Source organism: Armatimonas sp. (genome assembly GCF_964826245.1).
Window position 1 is genome coordinate 1 of sequence record NZ_CBAYMC010000240.1, and the last position, 6,466, is coordinate 6,466.

Annotated in this window: 6 protein-coding genes; 4 read left to right on the forward strand and 2 right to left on the reverse strand. The window is 61.2% G+C overall.

From position 1 onward, the window contains the following. The 3 genes from AC1XOS_RS18340 to AC1XOS_RS18350 form a co-directional block, all read left to right on the forward strand. Positions 1-931: NHL repeat-containing protein (locus AC1XOS_RS18340; protein ID WP_481963663.1), on the forward strand; the 931-nt coding region annotated here is incomplete at its 5' end. Continuing rightward, entirely contained in the window at positions 928-2,415 is a 1,488-nt protein-coding gene (locus AC1XOS_RS18345; RefSeq protein WP_481963664.1) for a DUF1501 domain-containing protein, read from the forward strand. The genes AC1XOS_RS18340 and AC1XOS_RS18345, both read left to right, overlap by 4 nt. Before the next feature lie 18 nt (positions 2,416-2,433). Next, positions 2,434-4,059 carry a M20/M25/M40 family metallo-hydrolase gene (locus tag AC1XOS_RS18350; protein WP_481963665.1) on the forward strand — a complete coding sequence of 542 codons (1,626 nt, stop codon included), beginning with the start codon at positions 2,434-2,436 and terminating at the stop codon, positions 4,057-4,059. A 221-nt stretch (positions 4,060-4,280) separates the two neighbouring features. On the opposite strand, the gene AC1XOS_RS18355 is transcribed toward AC1XOS_RS18350, so the two are convergent. Next, complete coding sequence (locus AC1XOS_RS18355; protein WP_481963666.1) at positions 4,281-5,306, reverse strand: SDR family NAD(P)-dependent oxidoreductase; 1,026 nt, start codon at positions 5,304-5,306, stop codon at positions 4,281-4,283. Next, the gene (locus AC1XOS_RS18360; RefSeq protein WP_481963667.1) at positions 5,293-5,853 is read right to left on the reverse strand and encodes a TetR/AcrR family transcriptional regulator; all 561 of its coding nucleotides are present in this window, start codon (positions 5,851-5,853) and stop codon (positions 5,293-5,295) included. The genes AC1XOS_RS18355 and AC1XOS_RS18360 overlap by 14 nt, the downstream gene beginning before the upstream one ends. A gap of 116 nt (positions 5,854-5,969) precedes the next feature. On the opposite strand from AC1XOS_RS18360, the gene AC1XOS_RS18365 reads away from it, so the two are divergent. After that, complete coding sequence (locus tag AC1XOS_RS18365; RefSeq protein ID WP_481963668.1) at positions 5,970-6,395, forward strand: HEAT repeat domain-containing protein; 426 nt, start codon at positions 5,970-5,972, stop codon at positions 6,393-6,395. The last annotated feature ends 71 nt before the right edge of the window (positions 6,396-6,466 follow it).

A 6,466-nucleotide genomic window follows, 5' to 3' on the forward strand; every position in this document is an offset into this window, starting at 1 on the left:
GAGCCGCGAGTTTGCCTGGCGTCTTGTGCCCACTTGGGCCAAGCCTGCGAGCCTGCCCATCAAGAACGGCCATGGGCTGGTCTTTGATAAGAGCGGCTATCTCTACCTGCTCACCGATCATGCCGATGCCAACTTGCTGGTCTTTGACCCGGCGACAGGTAGGGTCGTGCACCAGAAGAATCTCGGGCTAACCGGCGGGCATGGGCTCTCGATTGTCGAGGAAAGTCGTCGCCAAGTGCTGTACTTAACCTGCCTGAACACGCACCGGGTGCTCAAGACCACGCTCCAGGGAGACGTCCTCGCGGAGTGGGGCTGGCCAAAAGAAACCGGCAAGTACAAGAGCGCCGATGAGTACAAGCCGTCGTGGACCCTGCACCTGCCGGATGGCTCGTTCTGCGTTTTAGATGGCTACGGCAAGGACTACGTGATCCGCTACGGCGTCAATGGAAACTACGCGGGCTACTTCGGTGGCAACGAAGGCGGGATTCCACACTGGGGGCCACACGGCGGCTACGTGGACAAAGACACGCTTCTGATCGCCATGAGCGACCAGCGCAGTATCGCCCGCTGGAGCAAAGCGGGCAAGAAGCTCCAAGAGTGGACGCTTCCCGGCTCCGACCCGCGCATGTTGCGTCCGTGGAATAGCCCCCAAGGCAAGCTCTGGATCGTCGGGCATCTGGGCGGCAAGTGGCCGCAGGATCGCAATGTCCCCGGCTACGTCTCCGTGCTCGACAGCAACTTCAAAGTCATCGCTAATGTCGGCGGCAGCAAGCCCGAGTACGACAAAAGCGGCAAGCTCAAGCCCATGGAGACCCTGCCCGACACCCCATTTCGCCGCCCCCACGACGCCCTAATCGGCCCCGACGGAAGCCTCTATGTCGGGCAGTTCGACTCGGGCGACCAACCCCTTCTCAAACTGGAGAGAGTATGAACCCGGAATTTGAACGCGATCTCGGCATCACCCGCCGACAGTTTTTTGGCAAGAGCGCCACGGGAATCGGCATGGCCGCGCTCGCCAGCCTTCTCGGCGAAGAAACCGCCCAAGCCCAAAACTCCCCCTCCTCCCGGGGTCGGGAGGAGGGGGCTGAGGGGAGGAGGGAAAACGGGAGGAGAGAAAACGGGAGGAGGGCTGCCAAGCGCGTGGTCGTCCTCTGGCAGGGTGGCGCACCATCACACGTCGATCTTTTTGACTACAAACCGGGATTGGAGAAGCTGCGCGGGACGAACCTGCCGGACTCGGTGCGCAAGGGGACTCGCCTCTCGACCATGACCAGCGGGCTCACCAAGTTCCCGATCCTGCCATCCATCAAGCCCTTTAAAGCCTACGGTAAGTCCGGGATGATGCTCTCGGAGCTGCTGCCGCACATCGGAAGCATGGCAGATGAGCTGTGCCTGATCAACTCCATGCACACCGAGGCCGTCAATCATGCGCCGGGCGTGACGTTTCTGCTCACGGGCTCACAAGTTCCCGGAAGGCCGAGCATGGGCGCGTGGGCGACCTATGGCCTCGGGAGCATGACCAAAGACCTGCCCTCGTTTGTCGTGATGACCTCCACAGATCGGGGGCGCACGTGCGGGCAGCTTTTCTTTGACTACTACTGGGGCAGTGGATTCCTGCCGAGCAAGTTCCAGGGCGTGCGCTTTCGCAGCGAGGGCGAGCCGGTGCTCTATCTCAAAAATCCCGAAGGCCTCACCGATGGCTTGCGGCGGCGGCAGCTCGACGATATTGCGGCGCTCAATGCCCAGCACTTAAGTGAATACGGCGACCCGGAGATCGAGACGCGCATCTCGCAGTACGAGCTTGCCTACAAGATGCAGATGTCGGTGCCGGACTTGCTGGACATTGACAAAGAGCCCGCCCATATCCTAGAGCGCTACGGCCCCGATGTAAAGCGTCCGGGAAGCTACGCCAAGAACTGCCTGCTCGCCCGCCGCTTGCTCGAAAAAGGCGTCCGCTTTGTCCAGCTCATGCACTCGGGCTGGGATCAGCATGGGAACCTCCCCACCCAGCTTGCGGAGCAGTGCAAGGACACCGATCAGCCGTCGGCGGCGCTGATAATGGACTTGAAAGAGCGTGGGCTTTTAGACGACACCATTGTCCTGTGGGCCAGCGAGTTTGGGCGCACCCCGTTTGTGCAGGGCGACATGACCAAGCCGACCTATGGCCGCGATCACTTGGGCTCCGTCTACAGCATGTGGGCATGCGGCGGCGGCTTCAAAGGCGGCTACGTCCACGGAGCCAGCGACGACTTCGCCTACAACCCGGTCAAAGACCCCATGGACGGCCACGATCTGCAGGCGACCATCCTGCACCAGCTCGGGATAGACCACACCAAGCTCACCTATAAGTTCCAAGGCCGCGACTTCCGCCTAACCGATGTCTTTGGCACTGTCCAGAAGAAGCTTATTGTGTAGCCGGGTACAATCTTTTCCATGAAACGCTTCACTCTCTCTCTGGCGCTTACGATTGCGCTGGGCTCGCTTGCCTCGGCGCAGACTTTCTCGCCGGACTCTGTCAAGAACCATGTGACCTACTTGGCCTCCGATGCGCTCGCGGGACGCGGCTCGGGGACGCGTGGAAACGAGGCGGCGGCGAAGTATATCGCGGAGCAGTTTAAGAAGGCGGGCCTGAAACCGGCAGGCACAAAGGGGTATCTCCAACCGTTTTCGTTCCCCGCAGGTGTCGCGCAGGGCAGCAAGAACCGGCTCCAAGTCAGCGGCTTTGGGCGCTACGCCGCGGGGCAGACCTTCGAGCCCTCGCCGCTGTCTACTTCGACGGCGGGTGAGGTCAGCAGCGAGCTGGTCTTTGTGGGCGAGGGGCTGGAGTACTCCCAAGACGTGAAGGGCAAGCTTGTCGTCGCCAGCGCCGAAGGCACAGGTGGGGTTCGCAAGAAAGCGATTGTCGCACGGGAGAAAGGCGCGGCGGGACTGATTGTCGCCTCTGCAGAAGACGCGGCGCTGCGCTTTGAAGAAGGCGATGGCACCGATGCGGGCCTGCCGATTGCAATAGTCCGAAAGAGCGTGGTCGAGGCTTGGAAGGCAAAGGACGGGCCACTCACAGCGACCCTCCAGACCGAGGTGAAGAAGCAAAGCAAGACGAGCGCCAATATTCTGGGGCTCTTGGAAGGCTCCGACCCGGTACTAAAAAGTGAGGTTCTGGTGATCGGGGCGCACATGGATCATCTCGGCATGGGTGGGACGCACTCACTGGCGGAGAGCAAGGCTCCCGCGATCCACCACGGCGCGGACGACAACGCTTCCGGGACGGCGGGGGTTTTAGAGCTGGCGGCGTACTTTGCCAAGAACCCACCCAAGCGCTCGATCTTGTTCCTGTGCTTCTCCGGCGAGGAGCTAGGCCTGCTCGGGAGCGCCCACTATGTCAAGGTCCCCACCCAGCCTCTTGATAAAACGGTCGCCATGATCAATATGGACATGATCGGGCGGCTGGATGGTGATAAGCTCATCGCGGTGGGCAGCGGGACATCGCCGGATTGGAATCCCCTGCTGGATAGGCTCAATGCGGAGGCGAAGTTCTCCCTCTCCCGCTCCGAGTCTGGGTTTGGCTCTTCGGACCAGCAGTCGTTCTACAACGCTAAGATTCCCGTCCTGTTCTTCTTCACCGGCCTCCACGGCGACTACCACCGCCCAACCGATACCGCCGATAAAATCAACTACGCCGGTGAGGCTAAAGTGCTCGCACTCGTCGCCCGTGCCGCACAGTCCATCGCCGATGCCCCGACGCGGCCTGGCTTTACACAGATCACCGTCGTGCAGGAACAGCCCGCTCGCTTCCGTGTCTCGCTCGGCTCGATTCCGGGCTATGGATTTGAGGGCGAGGGCGTGCTCCTCGATGGCGTTCGTCCGGGCTCCCCAGCGGAGAAAGCAGGAATGCAGAAGGGCGATATTATTGTCAAGTTTGGCGCTCGTACCATCAAGAACGTCCAAGAGTACACGCTGGCGTTGGGCGACTACAAGCCCGGCGATGTCGTGGAGATTGTGATCAAGCGCGGCGACCAAACCCTCACCGTAAAAGCCACGCTCGCGGCTTCGAGCCGGTAGTCCCTCAGTAAAAAATAGGCGAGCCTACAAAATCAAATGGCTGGGCTGGAGCGAGCCATCGCGCGTCGCACGGAGCCCGCCGATTTAGCTACGACCCGCGGCGCCCGGTTCTAGAAGCTGCTCTCACGAGAGCTTCGGGCACAGCTTGCCGTTGTCTTTCAGGAAACGGTTCTCTTGCGCGGTGGTATAAGCCGCGTTTTTCGGGTGGAAAACCGCACCCTTCACCCCAGTGTCCCAGAGCTTGTCTGAGAGAACGCCCTCCTGAGGAGTGCCCCAGTACGTGACAGTGCAAGCAGATCGGCGAGCTCAGGGGAGAGCGCGTTTACCTTGGCAATCAGAGAGTTGCTCCACCCCATGATCGCCACGGGGCGACGGCCAAGAAGCGCGGCGAGAACAAAATTTGCCACACGCTCAGGGGCAACTGGAGGGGCTCCCAGCTGCTGCCAGAGCTCCGCGTAGGGGCGCTCCGCCTCGGTATCGGCAGGCGCGGGGCAGATAAAACAGAGCCGCAGGTCACGCTCCTCTAGGGTGAGCTCCCGGTTTATCGCCTCACAGAATGCAGCGATACCCGCACGCGATGCCACATCGGCGGAGTAGTACGGGAGGCCCAAGCGCCCATCTGCAAACCCTCCCAGGATCGCTACGGCACCACCTTCTTTGAGGGTCGGGAGGAACGCACGTGTCAGAAGCATGGGGCCAACGAGGTTCACCGTGACCTCCTCGGTTAGCTCATCCGGTGTGTGGGCAGCCAGCTCTTTGCGAATGTCTTGGCCTGCTGCACAGATCAAAATGTCCAACGCCCCCACCTGCGCCGCAACCGTCTCAAGTTCCGCGGAGTCGGTTAAGTCAATCGTGTGTGCTTCGAGAGTAATCTCCGGCAGAGCGGCTGCCAGACGCGTTTTATTGCGAACCAGGGCGACCACCTCGGCCCCCTCACGATGGAGCGCTCGCACCACCGCTGAGCCAAGTCCCCCACTTGCGCCGAGTACCGCCACGCGCTTGCCCGCAAAGCTCTTTCCCGTGGTCACCTTGGGCATCCGGAAGCGGGCAATCACCTCGGGGCCTAAGATCGCCCCACCTCCCCAGAACATCACCTCCGCAAGAAGCGCCAGCCCTCCTCCCACCAACGTACGCTGCGCCAACGGAAGCGGTAAGAACGGTGCCAGAAAGAGCCCAAACCAGACCGGGAACGAGCCAATCATGAGCCACAGCGCGACTTTCTTGAGCGCTTTGTTAGGCTTCTTCATGGCTTCCTCCTCCCAGCTCGATCAGCCGCGCCAGAACCTGCGCGCGCAGCACGCCGCTTGGCGGTGCGAGCTCCATAAGATCCGCAAGCCAGATCCCATCGGCGGCCAGCCGTACGATATGGGCATTCACTCCCGGCAAGCCATCGCTCTCCAGCGCGGTGACCCACGCCGCGTAGCGCGCCCGAAGCGGTGCCAGCAGGTTGGGGTCGAGCGCCACCCCCGCAAGCAGCCCCGCCGTAATCCCATCGGCCTCGCTCTGCCCTTCGGGCGCTACCGATGCACGAAGATACGCCCGTGCCCAAGCCCCCGGTGCAGCGCTGTCTTGCACCAGGCACTCCTGATGCCCCGTCTCAAATCCATCAATCAGTGCCTCTACGAGCGCTGCTACCAGTGCTTCTTTAGTAGGAAAGTGATAGAGCAGCCCTCCCTTACTCACCCCCGCCTCCGCCGCCACCGCCTCCAGCGTCAGCGCAGAGTACCCCTCGCGCCGAACAAGCTGGCCTGCCACCTGAAGAAGTACACTTCGTTTGCTATTTGCTCTTGCCATGTTTTTACTATACCGTCCAGACGGTATATCTGTCAAGATAAAAGCCACAGCCCCACCCCACCCCTACCTTGACAGCGCTTTCAGAGAGCTTGCACAATGAGTATGGAGGTTCGAAAATGACAACGGAAGATGCAACACTGGCCGATGCTCTGAAGGCGATGGCCGATCCTGATCCGAAAGTCCGAGCGCAGGCCACGGGGCTGCTGGACCACTTGGCGACGGAGGCGTGTGTGGCCCCGCTCACCAAAGCCCTCTCAGATCCGTCGGCGCATGTCCGGCGGCTGGCGGTGCACTCATTGGCCTGTCAGGACTGCAAAGTAGCGCCACTGGACGTAGACATTGTGGGGCTGCTGATAGACCGAGCGCTGCATGACAAGAGCATACGGGTGCGCCGCGTCACGGTGCACCAGCTTGGTTTGCAGCCCACAGACCCGCGTGCTATTGCGGCGCTGGCGAGCATTCTAGAGCGCGACACCGACGAGAAGCTCCGCTCACGGGCGGCATTTGCGCTCAAGAATCAAAGGAAAGAGAGAGTGTGGTAAAATCCCGCTGACAATCGCAATTCGTTAGGGATATTTACTTTGGAACAGCAGGCTGCGCATCAGTTTCCGGT

Bases quoted from the DNA above. Each gene is read 5' to 3' on its own strand.
- AC1XOS_RS18345 (WP_481963664.1), top strand. From the start codon at position 928: ATGAACCCGGAATTTGAACGCGATCTCGGCATCACCCGCCGACAGTTT.
- AC1XOS_RS18365 (WP_481963668.1), top strand. From the start codon at position 5,970: ATGACAACGGAAGATGCAACACTGGCCGATGCTCTGAAGGCGATGGCC.
- AC1XOS_RS18360 (WP_481963667.1), bottom strand. From the start codon at position 5,853: ATGGCAAGAGCAAATAGCAAACGAAGTGTACTTCTTCAGGTGGCAGGC.
- AC1XOS_RS18355 (WP_481963666.1), bottom strand. From the start codon at position 5,306: ATGAAGAAGCCTAACAAAGCGCTCAAGAAAGTCGCGCTGTGGCTCATG.
- AC1XOS_RS18350 (WP_481963665.1), top strand. From the start codon at position 2,434: ATGAAACGCTTCACTCTCTCTCTGGCGCTTACGATTGCGCTGGGCTCG.